Genomic DNA, 22,388 nt, shown 5'->3' with positions numbered 1-22,388 from the left:
GAGCAGCATGATTACCAGCTATATCTGGCGATTAACGACATCGACCATACCAAGACTAAGGCAATGTCTCCGCAGACGAACGGCATCTGCGAGCGTTTCCACAAGACCATATTGAACGAGTTCTACCAGGTGACTTTCCGCAAGAAGCTCTACGGGAGCCTTGAAGAGCTACAGAAAGATCTGGACGAATGGATGGCTTACTACAACAATGAGCGAACTCATCAGGGGAAAATATGCTGTGGCAGAACACCACATGAAACTTTACTCGATGGGAAATCGATTTGGGCTGAGAAGAACCTAGCTCAAATCTAAACTGACAGGCACCGATTCAAAATTGGGTAACTGTCAGATCAGGTCTGAGCTAGTACACTTTAAAGAGAGCATATAGTGAACCCCGCACACTCACGTGTGAATGACCGCCTTTTACTAGCAAGAGTTAGGTGCAATTCAGTTTGGCCGCATGCCTCGTTCACTCACTGTCAGAACAAGTTTTGACCGATACTCTTCACCCCATCTGGGAAATGGGTTGATGGTCACTATCTGCTTGAAGCATGTCAAAGGTACCCAGCTTCAGTGCGGCATCCGCACTATAGCTTTCTCGATACAGGTATTGTTCCCTGATCTGTTGGCATTTAGACCAGTCTAGCGACGGGAACGCAGCGTTCGCCTTTGCCAGCGTGTTGTCGTAGAACTCATCTAGCTTTAAACTGATGGCCGTTTGCATCTCCGCATCGGGTCCACCGAAATCGTGTATAAAGGCACTGGCATCGAGAATATCCGCTAGCTTGGCAAAATACTTACTAGGTGTCCCTTCCACACACTCCCGCTTTGCCTTACCTTCAGGATACAAGCGGTCCAGTACACCCTGCGTTCGCTCCATGACCACCGGATCGACCTGTCGCATATAAGCGCGAAACGCCCCATTCCCATCCCCACTGATCAACTCATCGAGATCATGGGTCAGCAGATAGTCGCTGAGCTCCCAGCGTTGTTTGTCCGTCGCGTCGGGCATCACTAGAGCCTGCATGTGCAAGCCAAGCATCGTACTACCGGCCTGATGACTACTCAGGTTCTGTGACTTAAGAGTCATTACAGTATGCCACCGGTCGAGGTATTGAGCCCGTGCCATGTCCTTGACCGTAAGGCCAAATGCTTCTCCGAGCAGGCCCTTTACATCACTTGGCTGATTCATATCGAGCAGCAGCAGGCCAGATGGCCCACTCAGAAACTCAGTCAAACCGTTATTGAGCGAGCGCCAGGCCAACTCAGGGCAGCATTGCTGCGCATCAGCGATATTAGCTGCATAGCCCTCAAACAAACCTTGAATAATGGATTTTTGCAATTGGGAATTAACAGTGCCATTTAGTCGCACATAGGATATGGCATCGAGGATCTTGGCCGCTCGATGGAGGTACACCAAGGGAGAGCGCATTAGCGCCTGACCAGATACACCGAGCACACACTCACCAAGGCCCTGAGATGGCCCGCTGCACGCGCGGTGGACAAATTCCTGTGTATCTTGCCACTCAGCTGGGCTGTCGAGCAAATGCATACCCGAATGCAAGCCAAGATGTAAAAGTGCATTACGCTCTGCATAATCCAACTCAGGAACCACTTTGCTCGCTAAGTGCTCACTTAACATCGCCACCATGTAACCATGACATGCAATACTTTGGGGATGAGTGTGCGCAAGTCCTGGGTGTTGCTCAGTAAACTGCGCTTGATGAAATCGTTTAATATCTACCATGCTCACTCCGATCATCCGTTGATCATATTAAGTACGGCGCTAAAAGTTGAACTGTCCCCAATGGCTAATACTGAGGAGAAATGCCATGAGCACGCGACCGTTTGGCCGCTCACAGAAGCATTGCATTCTGTCGGCTTCGTCCGGCATTGACGCGCGCAATCGTAACAAGTAGGAGTCCAATTCCATGAACGTACCGGGATATCGTGCTGTATAGTCTTGAGCACGCGCTTTAATGATTGAAAGCTCCTCTCTGAGACGCGTGCCCCCTCCTTTCGGCGCCTTATCGAGCGCATCCAATAGATGGACCCGCAGCGATAACTTATCGCCCAAGTACCTAAACACCGTGGCTTTGCTGACCTTACAGCTCATTCCAATATGAGCATGGTGCACCCAATAAAACCCATAGGTTTCAGCGAGCTCCAATCCGGCATCAACCAACTCCGCCGACCGGATTGTGTGGCTGCTCACCTCGGGAGATGCCAACACCATGTTACACAGCCTCAGCCGTTAAAGAGATCGAGCGCATCGTACTCAAGTCGCGGACTTTTTGCTGCCATAGACCTTGCGAAAACTGCTCCAATAAGACGTTTATACTTACCGGCCGCGCGAGCAAGAAACCTTGCAACTGCACGTTTTCGAAACCAAACTGCTGAGCTAAGCCCCAATGCCGCTGGGACTCGATACCCTCAAGCACCACCGTGTAATCGTCACCAGCAGAGCACAACGTCTCTAACGTCACCGCCGACAACCTCTGCACGATTGACGGCACATCACGACTTCCCGCTCGCTCTAGCAAGCCACGGTCAATCTTGATCGTATCGAAAGGGGTGCGCTCTAGTCGGTCGATAAAGGACCACTTACTGGAGAAGTCATCACAGGCCAATTGGGTACCGAATTGTTGCAAGGTGCCTAGGTTCCGTGCCAACTGACTCTCATTGGTTATCCGGTCGCCTTCACTGAGTTCAATTTCGACCCGAAGCGGTGACATGCTTTCGATGAATGCATAGAGCCGATCACAGTCCAATCGCCTCATCAACTGTTTTGCGTAAATATTAATGCATACGATCAACTCTGAACCGAACGCGTTTTGAAGAGCGACTTTATCGTTTAGCACTCCCCGCAACAGCTCATCGTAGGCATCATCATACTGGGCACTCTCCTCCAAAAGCGGGAGCAAAATACGAGGTTCAATGATCTCCTCCTCCCTTGCCAATCCACGCATCAGCACCTCCACTCGGGGCACTTTGAGTAGCCGCCCCCCACACTGAAAAATGGGCTGGTAGTACGGCACGATTCTCGTGTCGTTACAGAGATGATTCAACCGATCTGTCCACATCATAAAATCCTTTTATTATCCAAATTGCATCGCGCTTGCCGCAAATACCAACACAAATACAATACAAAATATCACCAGCATGACAACCGCTAGTTAGTAATTACTTGAAAATCTGGGGTGCCCCCGCAGAGTTCATCTGACAACAAAGAACGAACAGGCGCGATCAACGACTGAATAATAGAAACGCGAAGATGCGCCCTAAATCGCAGATCCGCATAGAGTCGGTCGTCCTTACTCTCTTGGTTTTCGAGATCCAGCCCGAGCGTATCGACATTGGCGATGAGCTTGATGTTAGTAAGTTGCTGTCGGTTGTTAATACGGAAACGGACCGCATCTTTATAAACGAGTTCTAGGCTGGTGGCGCACTTCCCGTGCTCCAAATTGGACTCAATCTCGTCGTTACCGAGATCTTGGGAAGAGTACACTGACTGTGAGTGTTCTTCGCCATCAAGTTCTTTTAACTTAACAGCGTGCCCTAAGTCGAATTCATCACTTTTTATCGCATTGGATGGGTCACGCAGCATATCGGTGATGATCTGTTCGATATTATGGTTGAGCGCTTCTTCCTTGATTCTTAGGTTACAATCAACCAGTAGGCCTTTCAGACTATCCAGGTCCTGCTTACTCTGCATTGACACCCATAGCAACTTGGTTTCAAAGTCGAATACCATAAAGTAGCTTTGCTGGATCGGCGCAACCTCTTTAATCAAATCAGCAGCGACAGCCTTTTTTAGCTCTCGCTCCATTTTGCGCGTCAGGCTAACCCCTTGTTTTAATAACTCCCGAACACGCTCGTTATAGACGCGAGTGATTTGCTGCCGGGAAGGTTTCCTTTGCTCGACAACCACCTTAACCAAGCTTCGCTGCTCAAAATGCTCAGCCCAAGGCGCCTCTAAATTGGCATCAATAAATGGGGGCTCGAAGCCAATTGTTCGCGCTTTGACCCCAGTGGTACATTCAATGGGATGCGATTGAGTAAACTCCTCAACCAAAGCGCGACTCACGTTAGCATCTGAAGCAAAAGAGAAAAGGGATATATTGTTTAGCATTCGGAAACATGCTGTAACATGGAATTTAGTCAATAGTACACCAGCAATCAAACTCACACAATACGTTATACATTGCACACGTCTGTTTAGGTTGATAATTGCATTGCTTCCTGATACAGACAAGTAAGGTACTCTTTACTCTCTGGGCTGAACGACTGCTCTTCCACCAGCGACTCCCATACCTCTTGTGTTCGGCCCTGTTGAGCTGACGCGTCTACCGTATTTAATGCTGTCAGTTGACCCAGAAACACGGACTCAAAGTCCGCTTCCACATCCTCTGCAGCTAAGCCCACTGGTGGTGAAGACTCGCTGCCCGCCAACAAGTCTGGTTGTTCCGGTTTCTCGTTAACAAATTCAATGCCAGCAAGCTCCAAGCTAGGAAACATGCCGCGAAACGCAGAGATATCATCCACGACAAAGGAAATTCGCACCCCTTGTAACGAGAGCATGACTAGCTGAGCGATGGGGTCGACACCAGGCTCGAATGCATCAAGCTCTCCGGTATAGAAAATATTGAGAAACTGAAATAGGTGTTCCCGGTGCTTTCTGCCAATGTCTTGGCCCAAAGGCGTGCGGGGGTGCAGATCGAGATTTAATTCGCGCATGGTTAGCCCAACTCCGTTTTGTCTCTATGAGAGCCTTCAAGCAGTGGCTGCCCGCACTCGGCACAGTGTGGAATAGCGGTCTTTAACACGCGGTAGTCCTCTTTCGCTTGGCGCAAAGAACACCCACCCTGAGCATGCAATGACAGGGTCTCGTTAGCACTAAAGAAGGCGTCGATGGCCATTTGTTTTTGCTGGCGCCAACCAGCCGTATACACAACCATCTTGCTAGCTATCTCCGCCATTTTTATCCGCCCGCGTGCCATTGTGTTGGATCGCAATGCGCCCCACACCCGACACCGTTCAGACAGTGCTTGTTTAACCTCGCTCATCTCCGTCAGCAGCTGGTGTAAGCCCTGAATACCTTGCAGTTCTGCCGTACCGCTTGGAGCTTGTTGGTGCGCGACGAACGACGGCACCGCCTTGGTACGATTCGCAAAATACTGTCGGTACTGAGCCACCCCTTTTAACGCTTTGAAAAGAAATTCTGCGCGTGACACCCCCTGTGACGCTGAGCGGCGCGCTTCAAGACATCTCAGCTCAGTCAAGGCCGCGGACGTTTCACTCGTATTTAACTCGTTGCGATACTGCGAAAATCCAGCTAGGTTGTCCGCGATATGTTGAGCAGTTCCTATCGGCCTAACCACCTCCAAAGCTGCGTCTATCTCGCCTACCTGCCCAGACAAGTGTCGCGACTCAGCACGCAAGGCCTTCAACTTGTCACGATGCAGCTGATATAAACCGATAGCGAGAAGAAACTCGTTACCTAAATCAATTAAGCGCGCCCGATCTTCAGCACTAAAAGCCGGAGATAACATCCCTAACGGGTTCAGCTGCTCAATCATGTTGATGTTTTGACCACGGTGATGAACGAAACCCATCGCAGCTTTTACATCGTCGGGAACCGGCTTGCCTAGATCCAACTCAAAACGTCGAGGAACCTCCTCGCCAGACAGGCACAACTCATACATAACGCGCACACCTTTAATGCCCGTCGCCAAGCGTCTGGCTTTTGATGTATCGATAGCCCAGCGCACCCTGCAGCCATCCTCGAACGACAACGTGACCGCACCATTGATTGCACCATGGTGTAAGAAACTGTCACAACCAAGAAACGAGTTTTCCATCATTGCACTGACAGCGCGAAGAATGCAGGTTTTGCCACTATCATTATCACCCCGAACCAGATTGAGCCCGGCGTTTAATGTGAGGGTCGTGCGCTCGTGCGCAAGGACATTCTCCAACGTCACCGATGATAGACGCCGCTGCTGTCGCTCAGTGGCTTGCTCATCATGAATATCCACCGCGCTATGAACACCCGACACCGTCCCCGTTACGGGTTGGCTTTCTAAGCCATTTTTGCCCGGCGTTAACCTCAACTCGGTGACACTCGCGGGAAGCGCTACGTTGTGGTGAGACAAGAAAACCACCTGCAACCCCAATTGGTCACAGCATTTGCTTAATACCTGAAAGTATCGACCGACGTTCTCACTGGCAACCCAACAGTCACCTTCATCAATGAACAGAATGGGGCGAGTCTGCCAATGGCGAACTACCGCGATTAAACTCAACGCAGTAGAGATAACATTAACGACACTACCACCTCTCCCGGTCAGAACATCTAAGTGCTGACCATTTTTCTCTGTCTTGATATGCAATTGGGGCTGACGGTTTTTGACTGTCGCACGCAGTTTCACCGCCTGTTTAGCGTCGTCGTGGAAAAACACATCCCTAAGCATTGCAGACAGCAACTGCTCCATCGCGCCGCCACCTAGCTCAAACGCCTTCGCCTGAAATTGGTCAAGTATGCTGTCCATCATTTTGGCATCACCAATGATGGTATTGGCGCGCGCCTGTTGCATCAGCAGACCTGCCTTTTGATCTAATAGCAATTGCTGCTTCCCCGCCAATGCTGCCGCGCGGTGAGATAGCTCTGGCAGCGCACGGCCAACCATGGCCCCCCTATCCATGAGAGGACTCCACGCCATTGCCCCGCGCAGCGCGCATCTTGCCTACTAACGGTCTCGCTTGCGCGATTAGCTGCTCGAAACTATCCCAAAAAGCCGCATCCCCGCCATTACCACTCTCCATTCGACTAAGCGCCTCTTCTAGCTTTAGAACGCCACCGTCAATGAAAGCGTCGGCATCAGCCACTAATTGCCGATCACGAGCAATCAATGCTTCAACCTGAGCCAGGTCATCAGTACCAAAATGGTTTCGCAGCTCGGCCCGCTGCTGCGCAATTTGCTGCTCCAACTGAGCCTGACTACCTTGCAAGTGAGCGATCCTTCGTCCCTGCTCATTTAACTGTGACAACTTATCCATAGCGACCTCAAAAATCCAAATGACACAATACAATATATAGGGTATTATATTTTAAAGCAACATCAATCTGGATGGATATGGACGATAATGACTTAATCGATACCCTCAAACGGGTTAAGGGGTATTCGAATTTCAGAGAGGCACAATGGCCCATTGTGCGAGCCATCGCTGCTAATCAGGATTGCTTGGCACTACTGGCAACCGGTGGCGGGAAATCCCTTTGCTATCAGATCCCCGCATTGCTGGACACCAAACCCACCATTGTCATAAGCCCCTTGATTGCGCTCATGGATGATCAGGTGAATAGCCTCTTAGATACCGTACCTAAAGAACAGGTCGCCGCTCTCCACTCAGCTATTCCTCGCTACGAGCAGCAAACGATATTCAGACAGCTCGGTAAGGTGAAACTGTTATATATGAGTCCTGAGCGCTTTTGCTCAGATGACATGATCCAAATACTGGCTAACACTGGAGTTGCCAGAATTGTTGTTGACGAAGCCCACTGCATTAGCCAGTGGGGTGGTAACTTCCGGCCGGCTTATCGGCAACTAGCGCCATTCATCGCATCATTGGAAACCCAGCAGGGTCGACGAGTCTCCGTCAGTGCATTTACTGCGACCGCCCCAGAGTCAGTTTGCGCCGAGATACAGCAGCATTTACAGCGTGAATTAATGCTTTTAAAGATGCACCTAGACCGGCCCAACATCAAGTTCCTCAGAGTAGACTGCCGAGAACGACGCTCCCAAAAACCTATCAGCCTGAGTCAAAGGGTGAAGGCATTACGAGAAGAGAGCATCGAACGTGAACAGGCTCATCAACTCATGACTCACGCGATAATGGGTACGGTTTCGCACAGGAAGGCCGCTGGCCCGATATTGATCTACTGCGCAACCACCAAGAGCGTTGAACGGTTGTGCCGTTCGCTACGCCTACAAGGTCAAAATGCGGAGAGTTTCCACTCCAGACTCAGCCAAGAGCAAAAGCAGACTGTGTTACAGCAATTTCTAGCTGACGACGTTGAGATTGTAGTTGCGACCAATGCGTTTGGGATGGGGATCGACAAATCGAACATCCGCACCGTCATCCATTATGAAGCGCCGTCCACGATTGAAGCGCTATGGCAAGAGGCTGGGCGAGCCGGTCGAGATGGTGAACCTGCAATGCACGTGATGATACATCACCCCACTGCTAGCATCAGTTCCGCCCGCTTCTTGGTTGATAAGAGCCATCCGAGTGGCGATGCGTTGGCTCGGTGGAGTGAGCGGATCACCGCGTATGCAGCAAGCATGGACGAGCCCTTTTCGTCAGGTAGCCACTTACTTCGTGAAGCCACTGGTATCATCGGCTCTCAGATGGAGCTCGTATGCCAGTTGCTAGCCAGCCACGGCGTTCTAGAACTCAATAATGAGCTCAAAGCGCCAGGCTCCTTCGCCCGCTACTATCAGATCCTCGATCCCAACAAACTGAGCACTATCGATTTCACCCGTCAAAATGCACTTCGTGACAAGGCTTTGGCAGATCTTGATCGGGTCAATCGATACTTGGCAGCGACCCGGTGCCTCAGGGAAGTGTTTCTAAACCACTTCTCTACTGGGAGCTCTCGCAGCGCGCCGAGTAAGGTGGCGGATTGCTGCAGTGTCTGTGATAGTCTGAGAGGTCGCGGTGCAACAAGGCCACAAACCAACGCCAAACACGCGGCGCGTTCGCAGATCATACACAGACTCGCATCGATGTATGGGAAGGGCCTTCATATGATAGCCAGGCGTCTTCAGGTACCAACATTAGAGCTGGTTAACCAAGAGCTCCAGCAAAAGTACTTTGCTGCCGTATTGCGCATGACCGAAACGCATCAGCCAGCCCGAGGGTATTACAAGGCGAGTATCACCCTAACTGAACAGAGGCAAGCGGAATTTGAACAGGCGATGATGCTTCTACAACATCAAATCAAGAAGGCTCAGCAAGCGCTCATTTCGCGCAAATAGCCCTGTATGTTCTTTATCTACCGGGGCTAGCCCCCGCTGCCGCCACCTCTTCACTAGCGAGCGCCCGCTGCCTGCGCATCAGGGAGGTCTCATTAGCGTTTGGCGATGACGGAGCACGCTGAGCTGACGCGTGAACTTGGCCACGTTGTTGTTGCGTCTTTTGGCTGGATGCATTTGCGCCATGATCATGATAGTGAATACGGCATTGCGGGTTAGGCTCTTTATCTACAGTCGCAAAATGCTCCGCGAGAAAAGAGAGAGGCTTGCTTTGCCGTATCTCTCCGTTGACTAAACGCTGCCTTGCTTGCGTGTAGACATGGCGGTGCTTTGCCCGAGTGGACATGACATAGTAAACGCGCGCGCTCTCTGCCTGTTCATCGGATTGCTCCTCGTCATCAGCATCAACCTCATTGGCATCATTCGCGTTGGGATGCCACAGCCCCTCCTCATTGCCAACCATGTACACCACTGATGCCTCAAGCCCTTTAGAGGCATGTCCCGTCATCATTTTTACCGAACCACTCACGCTATCTCTTACTGGAGAGGCGCGCAGTAGCAAGTCCTCCACAATGTCACTAAGCGGTTGTCGCTGTAACACCCGGCTGCCTAACTCGTCGAATAAGGTTCGCACGCGATCTAAGCGCTCTTGTGTCAACTCCTCAGCTGACAGTTCAACATTAGCGCGGGAGGCGCTGCGCTCATCCAATTTGCTGTAGTGAGGCCGTATACTTTCGCACCATTGACTACAAAGACGATCAATGAAGAAATTTACTTCGTCCTGACAAAACTGCTCAAACTGCGCCCTGAACTCAGGATCAGATAGCATCTCCCTGATAGCACTGGCGTCCACATTGGGCATATTGATTTCTCGGTAGTAATCATTCCAGTTAACCCCAGGAATGAACTGAAGTACTTCAGAGCACTCGTCCACCATCGACAGAAAACCCTCTATGCCTTCTTTGTTGCGAGCATTGATGCGTTGCTGTACTAGCTGCGCTGGTGACACCGCCCGATCTTTCGCTTGCTGCTCGCGAAGCCACAACCCTCGCACGCCAGGTATTGCACAGTCCGCTAACCGCGCCCACGACAAGATATCTTTTGAGCGCGATAGAACACGCAGTAACGCTAACGTATCTTTAATCTCAGCGCGCTCATAAAAGTTCATCTCACCAATCATTTGGAAGTTAATCTGGGTATCCGCCAACGCCTTCTCAACGCACTTTGACGCTGAACGAGTCCGGTAGAGTACGTAAATATCATCCGGCGCTACTCCCGCCCGCAGTTGCGAAGCAATATCGGATACCACCCAGTTGGCCTCTTCATGGTCCGTGTCGAACACCTGCCAGGAGGTATCGCCCGGTAACGCGTGATTCGAACTGGCAGTTGGCGAGCGCAGCTGCCCATCGGTGATCTGCCCCTGCATCGTACGAGCAAATACATTCGAGGTCGCAAGCATGCCGGCAGCACTTCGATAATTATCCACAAGCTCCAGCGTCTGAAAATCACCAAAATAGCGCTCAGCGTGCAACATCAACTCGACTCTGGCATTTCGAAAACCATAAATAGACTGCCGAGGATCACCAATAATAAACAGGTTTAATGCAGGATTAGCTTTATACAGAGCTTGCACCCAGCGAGCTTGCACTGAGTTCACATCTTGGTACTCATCCACCAGCAAGTGGGAATACTGACGTGCGCACTCTTCAGCCACCTCGGGATGCTTGATAAACATCAGCGTCGCATTCAACATGATGTCATCGAAGTCCATACCATGGACAGAGACGCACTTACTTCTGTACTGGTTCCAAAACGTTGCGACCAAAGCATCCTTCAACCACGGCTCGGCCTTCAGCTGTCTGCTCAGCCTTGCTCGCGCAGCCTCTTCCGCTACATCAGGGATAGAAACAAACCATGATTTTAAAAACGTATCCCAATCAGCAGGGGTCTTTGCTGCCCTGGTGAGGGTAGTCCTTAGCAAATGTGAAGGTAACGTCATTTCAGCGCGGTGTTTACTTAATTGCTGAAATAGCGCCTTGTTGGTCAGCCCCGCCTCTTTTAACGCCAGCCGTATGCCATCAGGGAACGCCTTTATGACCTCGGAAGCCAGCTTATCACTATCGTCGGTATCAATGATGAAAAAGCCTTCGCTGTAGCCAAGCGTATCTTTGACAAACGTATGGCCTGAATAGCGCTGCAAGAATTTGTTAGCAATGGCGTGAAAGGTGCTGAGCGCAACGAGGTGACCTGAATAACCCGCATCCTCTTTAACGCGCTCACTAAAGGACTTAGTGGCCTCGTTAGTAAATGAAATCGCCAAGATAGAACGGGGCTCAACCCCATCTGAAATCAAGCGACACACACGCGAGCACATGGTTTTCGTTTTGCCGGTGCCAGGGCCGGCAATCATTCGAATCGCTCGTGCGTTGCTGGTGGCACCCGAGAGCTGGTTCGCATTTAGCTCATTCAGCAACTCATTGATGGGCTTTGCCGGTAAGGTCGTCTGCCATTGATGCTCACCGTTTTTCATTCTCACCACCTTGGACTGATTGCAAGTATTAACCAACAATGCTCTACTATACGCTATACATTGCACAGTTGGCTAATGATGAATAAATATCTCAAAGAGTTGCTATCTCGAAACGCTAGACACCTTATTTTTATGGCCACACATGGCACCCATGGTAGCGGCGGCATCATCCGCGTGTATCTTCAAGGTGATAATGTCAGCAGCCTGACACAGATAGATACCATCTCCATGGATGAATTCTGTAACTACATCCAGTCCCTCGTGCAATCATGCAGCGAGAACCAAGAGCACAGAGCATGGCGATTCTTACCATACGTTCAACTGCAGCCGGTTCTACTCCACATCCCCTTGATGGACAAAGCGCCAGAACAGGCTAATTTCTCACTGGTGAGTAACGGAAGTCGCAATATGCTGCAGAGCGCGTTGACATATCTTCCAGAGATTAAGCCAGCGGCGGTAATGTCAGAGGCGTCCATCACCGGTGAAACATCCGCTGAGAGGCGGTCCACCAGCTCTATGGGCCGCCAGGCTGCTCATGCAGCACAGGCACATTTAGATGACTACTTAACAGCGAATAGAGTGGGAGTTTGCAAAGCAAAGTTTGGCGGGGACTACTGGCTCGAACAAAGCACAAACAGCCTGCTAAGCAAGCCATTCAGCTTTGAAGTACCTTGGGCTACCTGTTACGTAGAGGGTGATAGATGAATGCGCCAGCGGAGCATGACTACTCATGCTCCTCAGCTTCATCCACTTGCTGCGAATAGAACACGACCCCGGTCAGCTGCGTCAACGCTTCAGTCGCGTTGGTTAACTCAGCCTCTAGAGATGAATGCGCTCCCTTCAATGCAACATATGCAGCAGATTCAATATCCAAACCTTTACCGGCGAGCTCTTCGTGTTGGAGTTTGTCGAACAGCGCTTTTTGCACCTTGTTGCGCAGCTTCAACCAAGCAACACATTGTTGCGTAACCTCTATGGCGGCTTTCAATTCAACGTCGGCCAAGCCAGAGTCTTTCTGCCAATCATTAAATAGCGTCTGATTTTTCTCATCGCTATCAACGACCAAATTCATCATTATCGTGTCACAACGGGACCGCGTAAGACTGCGGCTGCTCTTTCCTCTGTGAAGCTGAAGAATAGTAGAGCGCAACTCTTTTCGAACACGCCTAAAGGCCTGCTCTGATGGCGTGACCCATACACTTCGAATAACAGGATCATTGCTGCTTTCCGCGCGCTCTCGCAACGTATACACGTGCCGAGCGACATTCTCGAACAATTCGGATGTGTGATTGTCATCCAACATCTTATCCATCACAGACAGCAACACCTCTACCGCGGTAGCCACCTTCTTGCTGCGCGCAGTGTTATTGGGAGATGGACGCCAGTTTTCTCCAGCGGCACCAGACAACCCAACCGTAAAGGCCAACTCTCTAGGGTCCATGGACGCTTTCGTCATGATGTCTAAGGGAGTCGGCTGATCCCAAGGGGCATACTTGGGAAACGCGAGCAATAGACGGAAAAGGATCTCGATAGTTGGCGGAACGAAATCAACCGACATATCCCGTCCATCATTGGAGACCTTTGTTAAGTTGGACCAACGATTCATATTGATACCCAAAAAGCTGATGAACTTTTGAGCAGCAATACCCCGAGTGTTTAACTCACGGACGATATCCGCACCCGTAAACGGACGCGCGATACCCAACTCTAGATTCGCGTAAGGCGACACCGTTCGAGAAGGCCTGTCGCTAACTCGACGCCCTGGCTCTTCCTGTTGTGGTTTACCTCCGGCTTTAGTGACAGCCCCTTGTAATGTCGCTGCTAACTGAAGCAACTCGTGATCGTTATCACTCATAATTTGATCCGAATACAATGTATAGCTTAAAATTTACAGCATATAACAGTTTATTCAATAGCAAAACGCTATCTCACCCAATAAGGATGTAAATAGTTGTTTCCTTCGCTAAAATTGAAAAATCGGTGATGTACTGCTAACATAATTTACCATGTATAGTACGCACAAAGCTTCACAATGAAAAAAGAGATCAACCTAGTTGGATTGCAACGCCCTTCTGACGCACAGTTTGATGACACTGGCGCTCGCGTAATCAATGGGATCGCCCTCGATGGCATCACCCTGCCCAAATGCGGCATCACCTTTGTCACTACCGGCGACTTTGCGGTAGCCAATGCGACTCAAAATCCCAGTGATGATAGTGAAGAAGCACAAGTTAACGTGCTGACGTTTACGATGATTTACGACTTAGAACAAAGCAACATTCGCTTACATGAGGAGCATGTTAGGCGTGTGAATTTTGTCAAGGTTGGTAACCTAGCGGGTGAGATGAATCAGTTGCTTCGAGATAGCATCGAACGCTGGATTGATCAGCAAGAAAAGCAAGCCCCGGGCTTCAAACAGACCTTGGTAGCACAAGACTATTTTCACCTAAACAAAGGCGAGCAACGGCTTAAGTATGCCAATCGCAACAGTTTTATTGCCGCCTATCCAGAAGTTATCGACGAAATTGTCAGCCTTGAGCAACTCAAGCATATTGGGGCAATCAGTTACCCTGTTGATATTAACGGTGAGCGGATCACGGTTGTCACGATCCTCAATGATGCCTATGTGGCTCGAAAAGAAAATGGTGATTACCAGGCTGCCATCTACGGCTACGAAGGACCAGTGACGTTTCCTGCTCCATTGAAAAACCTTCTACCGCCCGAACTCATTATCAATGAGTCGCAACTGGCGCAGAAAGCCAGTTAACTCAAAAGGGGCCAACCGGCCCCTTTTATCAACTTACTTCCCAGTCCGCGCAATTAAGGCGCATTTCTTTTCGAAGCGCCTTGCGACGAACCACGTTCAGTAAGTGCTCTTCCAAATCTAATGGCACACCTTCCAACAATGCCGCCGGGGTAACGGCGTCATAAATGGATTCGCCAAACTTGACGCTCTTCGGTGACGTATTTCCTTGCTCAAAAATAACGGGCTTGTCAGTCACCTCTAAGCCAAGGTTTCCAAATTGTGCATCAGCACCAATAGTAAGGCGCACCTGACATTTCAGAATATAAGGGCGCTGAGCCTGAGTATTCGTCTTGGATAGCCAAAGCGTCTGTGCGCTTAGGGCGCGATTATTATCGTCATAACTGCGCAAGGTGATTTCTTGCAATACCCACTTCATTATTCGTCTCCACGTTAGCTTTTGTGCATTGATGCAAACTCGTATATTCCACTTAGCACCATGTCCATCTCCATAAACAGTTGCCGACGGAAGACGATCAGAGCCATCATCTCGTGCTTGTCCAAGTTCGGTTGTACCAACAAGAAATCACTCTCCGTTAGCGCGATGAAGTGGACACACAGGATCGTTTGAATATCCTTGATAGCACCATGGTAGTCTGCCATGGATTCGAACAGCGCAAGCAGTGATGCCGCCTTCTCTATGTTCTCTCGGTAGCGATCCCCCTTTTCCAGCTGCTCTCTTAACTGGCCTGGCAACGACGCTCTATCGATAGGCTCTGCAGCTTGCATCAAAGCGTCAGTGAACGTGTCGGTCATGACTGCTTCCCTAGACTCATTCGCAGATCGGCTTCAGCCTGCGCTTTACGCTCCGGGTCTGGCGTATGCATGTAATCAGGATTGTCTGTGGCGATGACCTGCCCCATCCCGGCATTAAAAGCAGTGGAAGAAGCTTTTTCCTGATCATCTTTATTTAACATGCTGTCCACGATGGTGACACAACGCATCCTATCCAATAGGGCATTCATGTGGTTTCCAGTAAGGTTCGCCACGGGATTGGCTTCGATAAGCCGCCCGATATGAGGACCAATTTTCGCACCAATTAGCGGAGCCGTAACCTGCAAGTTGTCCCAAGATGATTGATTATGGAGCGCCTTTCCCAATACGCCTGATACTTTTTCTATTTCTTTGTCGCCAACGAGAAATGCCCCTTTAGAGAAAGCTACCGAAGCCATTGTTTGACTGCTGTCGGGTAATTGCTCGCCAATACTCGAAGCGCCTTGCATGCGGTCATCCTTAGCGTCAGTAGCTTTATTAGCAGCATCTCGGCCACGACCTTTCACAAGGCTCATCGCCATATCAGCGCAACCCTCAATGCCACGTTCCTTTACTTGCTCAATTACTTTTTCCGCCGCCTTTTTCGCAACTAGCTTCAATCCCAGCTTAGCTGCAGCGGCGAATGCGACTGGTACAGCCATGTAATTCGCCTCGTTCTGTGGTTTCCTAACTTTCAACCTATGTAAAAACAAATAGGTCAGCCATGCGTTAGTGTATACCATATATATTGCATACACCATATTACAGCAATAAATGGAGGAGTTGATGTTTGCTGAGACGTCGAGAATATGCAGCGATGCTAACGATGTTATGACCATTAGAAACAACTTCCTCGCGACGAGCGAGCACTACAGTCGTTTCATGTGGGCATTTTACCTTCTCGTGCAGTCCACCCCATTTCGTTGGCGGTCATTGGATTTAGAATTCGGGCTGAAACTTTGCGCTGACAGTGACGCGCTAAAATTTAGCTACAGCGGCGATGCCAAACGGTATTTAAACCGCGAACTCTCTACCACCAAACCTGACACACCCGACACCATTAACCCAACCACAGTGCTTACTCCGCCGACCAACGGTAAAACCTGTTTAGCGCGAGATGACATCAACCGAGTTCTGAGTTATTTGGGTAGGCTAACGGAGCAAACGGACTGCACAGCTGCGTTGGCGGTGAAAATACTGGCAACACTGACCTATGGTTGCGAGCAGGTAACACAAGACCAATACCACACAACCAGAAACGCCTATCGTGATTTGACCTCGGTGATATTACGCCACATAGCCAACGCCAAAGAGTTGCAGCTACAAGGCTTTACCCTAGTGCACCGGCACCGCAGAAAAGCCAGAAACGCACTACAGCTAAATGCTGTGCTGGTTGCCTCACCACCCCAAACCAGATAAGTCGGCTGAATGTAAAAAAGGGCGCTAGGCCCTTTTTTACATTCACAAATACCGGCTAGCTACATGGCCATGCTATTGAGGAAGTCCTCTACGTTATCATCGCTGCTGTCCGACACCGCAACCGACGCCCCGGAGTCAGGCAATACTATCTTGTATTGCTCCGCACGTTCGGCCAATAGCCCTTCAGCTACCGACCTAGCATCCGGGGCGAACTCTCGCTGCACGGAGTTTTGTAGGTACTGTATCTGCTTGTTACGATCTTCAACCACATCGTAATCCGCCTCCTCGGCTTGCTGCACACCCTTTGCCAAGTCGCTTACGCCATCACCTAAAAACTGATTAACCACACTCTCGATATCGTTTAGCAGCTCTTTTTGAGCGCCCTTTTTCGCCAACGTATTGGCCGCTTTAATCTCGAATTCATCCGTGATGTAACGCCCGAAGCCATCAGGAAAGGTCTCTTTAAGCGCCTTTATCAGCTTCGAATTGTTCTTACCAATACCCTCCAACTGCTCGTCGGTGAGCGCGGTAGATAAATCTTTTAACGCAGCCGCTTTATCGATCACCTGACGGCTCTGCCCTTTAACATTCAGCGCGCCAAATTGCGTCGTAAAGACATTCCCAACCGCATTGGCCATGTTCGCCAGATAGGGGGTGAACTTTGCTTCACAATCATTGGCCAGGCTAGCGGCGAGCTTCGCCGTCACTTTCGCTATCGAGTACTTGAACAAGGCATCACGAATGTCCTCAGGGTAGTCTTGCGGATCGCCAATATGGTGAAGAGGCATCGCATAAGAGGGCACCTCACCTTTGTCACGCGCGGCGATAAACAGGCCACAGGCCTCTTTAATATCGTATACCAGCTCGTCATCGCGATACCCTGCATAGACGTCAAGCTCAAACGATTGATAATTTAGCGTCACTAACTGAGCCTCATCGACCGTAAGCCCAGCGGGTACAATACTCTCTACCAATTGTCTGCCCACTTCCAGTTGGCAATCGTAGCTAATTGAGTTGTCGTATTGAAACGCATTAACTGCCTTCTCAGATGGCGCTTTGTAATCGACAACGATTATCTTACTACCAACCTGCCAGATCTTATCTATCTGTACCCGTAAACCCTCAAAGCCTTCGACATCGGCGGCCAGCGCTTTATTGACCAAGTCCGGTCGCGGCATCACCGCCTCGTTGGGGTATAACTGTGACAACTTTTCTTCGTATAAACGGTCAATGATGGGCTCCATTTCGCGCCCGCGTCGAAATTGTCCTTCCGATGGCGTTGGCATGGTACGCAGTAGCTTGTAGTTCATCACATCCTGCACTGAACTGTGCGTAAATTTGCGCTCGGCGGGGTTCGTGGCTCGGGAGTCTCTTAACGCCTGCACCACAGTGCCAATTTCCGATCCCCCAATCGAGCCTATGCGCCTGGCGTGGAACAAGATCTCATCGGGTAAGTTGTCAACCATGTAATCAAGCCAATCAGCCACCTCGGTATCGCTTAGCACCTGCCGATGGGGCACCTGCTCCAAGATAAAGGCCGCCTCTTGTCTTAGCTGCTGCAACTGACTCATAAATCCATCCTAAGTGTTGACTGCATAACCACTGTGCATTATATATTGTATTGCGTTCTACGCAACGCGAAAATATTAAAAGAAAACCACACGCTGAAAACTAACTCTTTGAATAAAAAGACACTGACAAGGACCAAGCTATGTCTATCGCAAAAACTCTGAAAGCCGAACAGCAAAAACGCCGAGTACAAGAGCCAATGAAAAACCTGTCAATCATGGTGACAGGCTCTAACTTGGCCAGCGACAACCCCCGTCAGCACACTGTCACCGGCACGATTCTGGGTACCAACGAGCAAGTAACTATCTCGCTTCGGGAAGATCAAAAAGACTACAATGGCCACTCGCGTCCAGAGATGAAGGATGTACTTCACAAGGTTGCAGTATCCGATGGCGGCAAGAAACCTGGCGGGATCTTAAGCTTTGAGAACTGCCGCAAAACCGGCGAGAACACGTATAGCAGCGCGTGGGCTCACCGCGTTGTGCCGAATCCCAACAACAAACAACGTATGGCGTCATATGGCTGGACTACAATCAATCCCGTCTTTAAGCGCGCGAACGACCAGAATTCATCCAACCGCTTGTTTACTCGCCTACATGTGGTCAGCAAAGCGGAAGCATTCCCCCTGTCTCAAGCGGACGCAATCAAAGCGTCAATTGCAGCCGCGCTTGAGCATCCTGCCCCAAACCACCCTCAGTACGTCCCTGAGGTCATGGTTCGACTGGTCGATAACACCGAAAACGCCGATATCCCCGAGGTGGCGATAGCGCGCGTTGCGGGCCAGTTTAATAAAGAAAATGACAATTATGTCCCTGTGGCGGGTAATGCCGCACTGGAGTCATTACTTCAGTCAGATCGTACCAATGCGCGCGATCTACAGAGCTTGCTTGAACTTACCGAGAATCCTGAGTTTGCGCAGTTACCAAAAGATGCAGTGTTTATTGAAATTATTCCGGTGCAACGCAACTCCATGGGGCAAAAGAGCGTCGAGAACTACTTTACAACGGAAACCACGCCCGGGCCACGTGGCGATGTCACCCGTTCGGTGCTAAACGAACAAGGTAAGTCTCTGGTTGGCCAGTTCCGAAACGAGTTCCAAGACCCCGCCAATCCTGAGCGCATGCGTAACTATGGAATGGCCACTCTTGCAATGACCGGATTCTCCTTCCTCAAAGATGATGACGAACAACCGACCTCAGGCCGAATTACCACTTCATTGCACCGCATGGGCGATTCCTACTATGCCGACCAATACCGCATCGAGCATATTCCTACAGCGAACTTTGACTATCCTGCGCTAATGGTTCGCAAAGACCTGTTTATAGACAACAACGCTGAGCAACAAGCCACCAGCACGCAGCAGAATCAAAACGCGAATAGCGCTCAGGCCGCTCCGGCGCAAGCGCAAGGTAGTCAAGCTCAACCGCAAGCGGTTGCCAATGAACAAGCTTCCTCACCCCAACAAGCGTCGCCAACTCACAGTAGCGCACCCGCCCAAACCGCAGAGCCAGCACAAAGCCAGCCTGCCGCGCAAGAGCCCCCACAAGCTCACCCTGATGACCCGATGTTTGATGATGAATTCTTGAACTCGCTTGACTCAGAAATGGACCAAATGTTTAGCCCCTCACCTAACTAAGGCGCTGATGGTACTACCGGCCTACGGGCCGGTTTTGTGTTTAAAATGGATAGACAATAAGGGGCTTATATTTATGGCCAGCAAACAGCAAAAATGGCTCGACCTGTCAGCTTACAATGCCAAACTCACACCGATTAGACTCCCCAGCGGCGCGCAAGTGGTCATGCTAGGTGGTGCGCTTACCAACTCCCAGATAGAGCAGCTAAAAAACGACTTGCACTACCGTCCAATCGCTGCTGCTCGCAATGCGCCAGCACTGTTTACTCCCGCGCACACCGATCCTAAAACGCATAAGATCACTGGCGTGGATTTCAACCGCTACCTGAAGCTGTTCCCCAAGGCCGCCGTAACCGAACAGAGTCTCGATGACATAACCGCGCTGTGGGCAGGCTATAGCGAAACGGACATCAACCAACTTTGGCTGGACATCAAAAGCCACAGAGCGCAACGGCTTGTCAATGCTGATGTCGAGAAGGTTGGCCTAAACCGCAAAGGCGAGCCGGTTTATCGCAATGGCGCGACTCGCTTTATCTACTCTAACAACGATCTCATCGTTCAACGCTCGAAAAGCAGCAACCCGCGCTTCATGCAGTACTCAACACACCGACAAGACGACATGCTGGCCGCGGCGCAAGGCTTTCTGCATGAGACAATGGAAGGAGACTACGTCGACGAGAAACGCATTGAGAAGCTGCTGGCAGACATGGACAACCCAGTCCACCCCCTATCAAAGGAAGGCATGGCGGCCACCAAACACATCGTTGGCCTAATACGCGGCCTGGTGATTCAGGATTACAACGCCGCTTATGACAAAGCCGATATTGATGTAGAACGCCTTCGCATGCTTAGCGAACAATTCGCAACTTTGCCTCACGCTACCCGCTACGGTAAGCAACACGGTAGTTTCAATCCGGTTGTCGGCCCTGATTTTTCCTATATCGCCCGCAGATTCTTCGAAGTTTCAGACAATATTAAAGACCTCACACTGGTCAATGAATCTTCCATAGGCGCCTTATCGTTCATTCCTAACCAATACCCCATTCACTTGGTGGGTGATACCTCTAACAAGCTGCATCAGCTACTGGAGAACCAGACGGCAGCGCTGCAATCCACCAGCGTTGATCTTACTCGCTCCACCCCCTTAAAAGGCCGGCACGTCATTGCTGTAACCAATGGTGGCAATCTCCCAAGCGAATCAACCATCAACGGCGTGCGCGTAACCCGCCGTGACCACCTTGAAGCGATGAATATTCTCTCAGCGGTGGGAGACGATACGCAGTTACTGCTTGCAGTAGAAGGCGACGATCCGCTTCGTACAGGTGAAGTCCTTGATGGCTCTAAAGCCCTTCATGAGTATATCTTCGCTAACTACCATTGCCATGCATTGGCTGAGATGGGTGGTGAGCTAATCGGCAGCCGCACGGCAGCTGCCACCAAACGCATCTATGCCATCACCGGCCGCCGCCCAATTGCCACCACCGCCCCCGCACCTTTGACGCTGGAAGTCATTGACACCCCAGAGCAAAGCTATGCGTTTGCAACCACGCTAGCAGAAAAAGCTGTTGACCACGGCCTAACTGAGTTAAGCAAGAGCGAGCTTCAAGAAACCACCTCGATATCAGACTTAATCGCCGCGCATCAGAGCGCAGTACGCCAGTCATCTAAGTTCCAGATCAATGAGTTCCAACATCGCTACGTCCCCATCACCAACTTGGTCGAGCCAACCAACGGCACCATCCCTCGCGCTATGCTCACCGCACAGCGAGAAGTCGCCAAGAAGATCATGCGAGATGTCGGCAACCCCGACCAGTTCTTTATGAGCGAGATGGGATTACCTATTGAGCATATTGAAGAGGCGTTCGACGCTGAGCAAATCGATGCGATCACACAGGCCATCTGGCGCCAGAAGAACGGTAAATCAATGACACTGGGTGATACGACCGGCAAAGGTAAAGGGCGCGTTCTGGCAGCGCTATTGTATTGGTCGATTAAAAATGACCAAATCCCTGTGTTCTTGACCGCTCGCAACGGTCTATTGACGGATATCTGGCGCGATGTTTGTGAGACCAAGCTGGACAACTATTTCCGCCCAATGTTCATCACATCGGAAGATGTAAAAGCGTATGGAAGTAGCGATGTCCTGTTCGACCAGAAGCAACAAGCGCAAACCGTTGGCAAGCACTTTGATGCGCCTCGCTTTGATCTGGCTGAAGTACGTAAAGACTGCAACGTCGTGTTCTCTACCTATTCGCAGATTAATTCACTGGCGGACACCTATAAAAAACGCTCATATGTAGTGGCATAGTGAATTTGGCCACCTGAATAGACGAAGTGATAGACTCACTTCCGGACAAAAGGTGGTAGAAATGAAGAACACAAGACCGACATTCAGCGCAGAGTTCAAGTTAGAAGCCGCTCAGCTGGTAACGAAGCAGGGCTACAGCGTAGCCGAGGCAGCAAGCGCTATGGGCGTGAGCGACTCAGCCATGCGTAAATGGGTAAACCAGCTGCGACAGGAGAAGCAAGGCGTATCCCCTAAAGGCTCACCGCTAACCCCCGAACAACAGCGGATCCGCGAGCTGGAGAAGAAACTCCGCCGCATTGAAGAAGAGAATACCATTTTGAAAAAGGCTACGGCTC

20 protein-coding genes are annotated in these 22,388 nt (G+C 50.5%); 8 read left to right on the top strand and 12 right to left on the bottom strand.

All coding sequences use genetic code 11. From position 1 onward, the window contains the following. Positions 1–312, top strand: a 312-nt coding sequence (locus G462_RS0118705; protein WP_026960345.1) for an integrase core domain-containing protein, incomplete at its 5' end; no start/stop codon positions are given. 193 nt (positions 313–505) lie between these two features. On the opposite strand, the gene G462_RS0118700 is transcribed toward G462_RS0118705, so the two are convergent. The 6 genes from G462_RS0118700 to G462_RS0118670 form a co-directional block, all read right to left on the bottom strand. Further along, positions 506–1,747 carry a hypothetical protein gene (locus G462_RS0118700; protein ID WP_035478344.1) on the bottom strand — a complete coding sequence of 414 codons (1,242 nt, stop codon included), beginning with the start codon at positions 1,745–1,747 and terminating at the stop codon, positions 506–508. A 490-nt stretch (positions 1,748–2,237) separates the two neighbouring features. Then, on the bottom strand, positions 2,238–3,083 hold the full coding sequence (locus G462_RS0118690) for an EAL domain-containing protein (RefSeq protein WP_026960342.1): 846 nt from the start codon (positions 3,081–3,083) through the stop codon (positions 2,238–2,240). An 89-nt stretch (positions 3,084–3,172) separates the two neighbouring features. Continuing rightward, a complete protein-coding gene (rdgC, locus tag G462_RS0118685; RefSeq protein WP_026960341.1) occupies positions 3,173–4,132 on the bottom strand; it encodes a recombination-associated protein RdgC in 960 nt (319 codons plus the stop codon). An 86-nt stretch (positions 4,133–4,218) separates the two neighbouring features. Next, on the bottom strand, positions 4,219–4,737 hold the full coding sequence (locus tag G462_RS0118680; RefSeq protein ID WP_026960340.1) for a hypothetical protein: 519 nt from the start codon (positions 4,735–4,737) through the stop codon (positions 4,219–4,221). A 2-nt stretch (positions 4,738–4,739) separates the two neighbouring features. Next, complete coding sequence (locus tag G462_RS0118675; protein ID WP_169720193.1) at positions 4,740–6,689, bottom strand: AAA family ATPase; 1,950 nt, start codon at positions 6,687–6,689, stop codon at positions 4,740–4,742. 7 nt (positions 6,690–6,696) lie between these two features. Then, on the bottom strand, positions 6,697–7,059 hold the full coding sequence (locus G462_RS0118670; RefSeq protein WP_157378678.1) for a hypothetical protein: 363 nt from the start codon (positions 7,057–7,059) through the stop codon (positions 6,697–6,699). 77 nt (positions 7,060–7,136) lie between these two features. On the opposite strand from G462_RS0118670, the gene G462_RS24085 reads away from it, so the two are divergent. Next, positions 7,137–9,041 (top strand): RecQ family ATP-dependent DNA helicase, encoded by a 1,905-nt coding sequence (locus tag G462_RS24085; RefSeq protein WP_169720192.1) that lies wholly within the window; start codon positions 7,137–7,139, stop codon positions 9,039–9,041. Between the two features lie 13 nt (positions 9,042–9,054). On the opposite strand, the gene G462_RS0118660 is transcribed toward G462_RS24085, so the two are convergent. Continuing rightward, a complete protein-coding gene (locus G462_RS0118660) occupies positions 9,055–11,568 on the bottom strand; it encodes an ATP-dependent helicase (RefSeq protein ID WP_026960337.1) in 2,514 nt (837 codons plus the stop codon). On the opposite strand from G462_RS0118660, the gene G462_RS0118655 reads away from it, so the two are divergent. Then, positions 11,548–12,273 (top strand): hypothetical protein, encoded by a 726-nt coding sequence (locus G462_RS0118655; protein WP_157378677.1) that lies wholly within the window; start codon positions 11,548–11,550, stop codon positions 12,271–12,273. The two genes, G462_RS0118660 and G462_RS0118655, sit on opposite strands and share 21 nt — an antisense overlap. Before the next feature lie 19 nt (positions 12,274–12,292). Here the strand turns inward: G462_RS0118655 and G462_RS0118650 are convergent, their stop codons facing one another. Continuing rightward, entirely contained in the window at positions 12,293–13,423 is a 1,131-nt protein-coding gene (locus G462_RS0118650) for a hypothetical protein (protein ID WP_026960335.1), read from the bottom strand. A 177-nt stretch (positions 13,424–13,600) separates the two neighbouring features. Here G462_RS0118650 and G462_RS0118645 point away from each other — a divergent pair, with 177 nt between their 5' ends. Further along, on the top strand, positions 13,601–14,335 hold the full coding sequence (locus G462_RS0118645) for a hypothetical protein (RefSeq protein WP_026960334.1): 735 nt from the start codon (positions 13,601–13,603) through the stop codon (positions 14,333–14,335). 28 nt (positions 14,336–14,363) lie between these two features. Here G462_RS0118645 and G462_RS0118640 read toward each other — a convergent pair whose 3' ends face one another. The 3 genes from G462_RS0118640 to G462_RS0118630 are packed head-to-tail and all read right to left on the bottom strand — an operon-like array spanning position 14,364 to position 15,786. After that, positions 14,364–14,750, bottom strand: a complete 387-nt coding sequence (locus tag G462_RS0118640; RefSeq protein WP_026960333.1) for a hypothetical protein — start codon at positions 14,748–14,750, stop codon at positions 14,364–14,366. A gap of 14 nt (positions 14,751–14,764) precedes the next feature. Further along, positions 14,765–15,127 (bottom strand): hypothetical protein, encoded by a 363-nt coding sequence (locus G462_RS0118635; RefSeq protein ID WP_026960332.1) that lies wholly within the window; start codon positions 15,125–15,127, stop codon positions 14,765–14,767. Further along, positions 15,124–15,786 (bottom strand): hypothetical protein, encoded by a 663-nt coding sequence (locus tag G462_RS0118630; protein WP_157378676.1) that lies wholly within the window; start codon positions 15,784–15,786, stop codon positions 15,124–15,126. Before G462_RS0118630 ends, G462_RS0118635 begins: the two co-directional genes overlap by 4 nt. Positions 15,787–15,910: 124 nt before the next feature. On the opposite strand from G462_RS0118630, the gene G462_RS0118625 reads away from it, so the two are divergent. Then, positions 15,911–16,543 (top strand): hypothetical protein, encoded by a 633-nt coding sequence (locus G462_RS0118625; protein WP_026960330.1) that lies wholly within the window; start codon positions 15,911–15,913, stop codon positions 16,541–16,543. Positions 16,544–16,602: 59 nt separating this feature from the next. Here G462_RS0118625 and G462_RS0118620 read toward each other — a convergent pair whose 3' ends face one another. Then, positions 16,603–18,114 (bottom strand): hypothetical protein, encoded by a 1,512-nt coding sequence (locus tag G462_RS0118620; protein WP_026960329.1) that lies wholly within the window; start codon positions 18,112–18,114, stop codon positions 16,603–16,605. Positions 18,115–18,254: 140 nt separating this feature from the next. On the opposite strand from G462_RS0118620, the gene G462_RS0118615 reads away from it, so the two are divergent. The 3 genes from G462_RS0118615 to G462_RS0118605 form a co-directional block, all read left to right on the top strand. After that, positions 18,255–19,748 carry a hypothetical protein gene (locus G462_RS0118615; protein WP_026960328.1) on the top strand — a complete coding sequence of 498 codons (1,494 nt, stop codon included), beginning with the start codon at positions 18,255–18,257 and terminating at the stop codon, positions 19,746–19,748. Between the two features lie 73 nt (positions 19,749–19,821). Then, positions 19,822–22,053, top strand: coding sequence for a hypothetical protein (locus tag G462_RS0118610; RefSeq protein WP_026960327.1), 2,232 nt, complete (start codon positions 19,822–19,824; stop codon positions 22,051–22,053). Between the two features lie 61 nt (positions 22,054–22,114). Then, positions 22,115–22,388 (top strand): IS3 family transposase (locus tag G462_RS0118605; protein ID WP_026960326.1); only part of this gene is annotated, 274 nt, incomplete at its 3' end.

The organism is Aliagarivorans taiwanensis DSM 22990, from assembly GCF_000429505.1.
Lineage (GTDB): Bacteria > Pseudomonadota > Gammaproteobacteria > Enterobacterales > Celerinatantimonadaceae > Aliagarivorans > Aliagarivorans taiwanensis.
The sequence above is the reverse complement of the archived record's forward strand: the minus strand, read 5'-3'. Positions and strand labels throughout refer to the sequence as shown.

Bases quoted from the DNA above. Each gene is read 5' to 3' on its own strand.
- G462_RS0118700 (WP_035478344.1), bottom strand. From the start codon at position 1,747: ATGGTAGATATTAAACGATTTCATCAAGCGCAGTTTACTGAGCAACAC.
- G462_RS0118690 (WP_026960342.1), bottom strand. From the start codon at position 3,083: ATGTGGACAGATCGGTTGAATCATCTCTGTAACGACACGAGAATCGTG.
- rdgC (WP_026960341.1), bottom strand. From the start codon at position 4,132: ATGCTAAACAATATATCCCTTTTCTCTTTTGCTTCAGATGCTAACGTG.
- G462_RS0118680 (WP_026960340.1), bottom strand. From the start codon at position 4,737: ATGCGCGAATTAAATCTCGATCTGCACCCCCGCACGCCTTTGGGCCAA.
- G462_RS0118675 (WP_169720193.1), bottom strand. From the start codon at position 6,689: ATGGTTGGCCGTGCGCTGCCAGAGCTATCTCACCGCGCGGCAGCATTG.
- G462_RS0118670 (WP_157378678.1), bottom strand. From the start codon at position 7,059: ATGGATAAGTTGTCACAGTTAAATGAGCAGGGACGAAGGATCGCTCAC.
- G462_RS24085 (WP_169720192.1), top strand. From the start codon at position 7,137: ATGGACGATAATGACTTAATCGATACCCTCAAACGGGTTAAGGGGTAT.
- G462_RS0118660 (WP_026960337.1), bottom strand. From the start codon at position 11,568: ATGAAAAACGGTGAGCATCAATGGCAGACGACCTTACCGGCAAAGCCC.
- G462_RS0118650 (WP_026960335.1), bottom strand. From the start codon at position 13,423: ATGAGTGATAACGATCACGAGTTGCTTCAGTTAGCAGCGACATTACAA.
- G462_RS0118645 (WP_026960334.1), top strand. From the start codon at position 13,601: ATGAAAAAAGAGATCAACCTAGTTGGATTGCAACGCCCTTCTGACGCA.
- G462_RS0118640 (WP_026960333.1), bottom strand. From the start codon at position 14,750: ATGAAGTGGGTATTGCAAGAAATCACCTTGCGCAGTTATGACGATAAT.
- G462_RS0118635 (WP_026960332.1), bottom strand. From the start codon at position 15,127: ATGACCGACACGTTCACTGACGCTTTGATGCAAGCTGCAGAGCCTATC.
- G462_RS0118630 (WP_157378676.1), bottom strand. From the start codon at position 15,786: ATGGCTGTACCAGTCGCATTCGCCGCTGCAGCTAAGCTGGGATTGAAG.
- G462_RS0118625 (WP_026960330.1), top strand. From the start codon at position 15,911: ATGTTTGCTGAGACGTCGAGAATATGCAGCGATGCTAACGATGTTATG.
- G462_RS0118620 (WP_026960329.1), bottom strand. From the start codon at position 18,114: ATGAGTCAGTTGCAGCAGCTAAGACAAGAGGCGGCCTTTATCTTGGAG.
- G462_RS0118615 (WP_026960328.1), top strand. From the start codon at position 18,255: ATGTCTATCGCAAAAACTCTGAAAGCCGAACAGCAAAAACGCCGAGTA.
- G462_RS0118610 (WP_026960327.1), top strand. From the start codon at position 19,822: ATGGCCAGCAAACAGCAAAAATGGCTCGACCTGTCAGCTTACAATGCC.